The organism is Pseudomonas gingeri, assembly GCF_013386165.1.
Classification (GTDB): domain Bacteria; phylum Pseudomonadota; class Gammaproteobacteria; order Pseudomonadales; family Pseudomonadaceae; genus Aquipseudomonas; species Aquipseudomonas gingeri_C.
Window position 1 is genome coordinate 1 of record NZ_JACAOS010000052.1, and the last position, 453, is coordinate 453.

General features: G+C 61.4%; 1 protein-coding gene. It reads right to left on the reverse strand.

Annotated elements, in window-relative coordinates; all coding sequences use genetic code 11:
* The coding region (locus HX866_RS34020; protein WP_177141295.1) for an AMP-binding protein at window positions 1–453 on the reverse strand (453 nt) is incomplete at both ends.

Here is a 453-nt window from a genome sequence, read left to right on the forward strand (position 1 = left end):
GTTCGCCCTGGGCATCGAGCACATAGAGACGGGTATTACCGACTGGCCGACCGATGGGAATTGCACCGTTGCCGACCGAAGTAATCTCGTAGGTCGTGGAGAAAGTAGTAGCTTCGGTCGGGCCGTAGCCATTGAGCAGGTGCTCGGGAGCACCGTTCGCCAGCACCCGTGCGATCACTGCCGGGTCCAGTACATCGCCGCCGACAATCAGGTAGCGCAGGCGCGAGAATGCATCGCCCAGACCCGATGCATACTGATGGAACAAGCCGGCGGTCATCCACAGCACCGTCACCGATTGCTCCAGCAACAGGCGCTGGAAATTCACCGGAGAGAGCAAGTCATCCTGGCCGATCACCACCACGCAGCCGCCATTGAGCAGCGGTGCCCAGACGTCGAGAGTACTGGCATCGAACGCCGGATTGGAGGCAAAGGCCACGCGGTCCCGGGCATTGA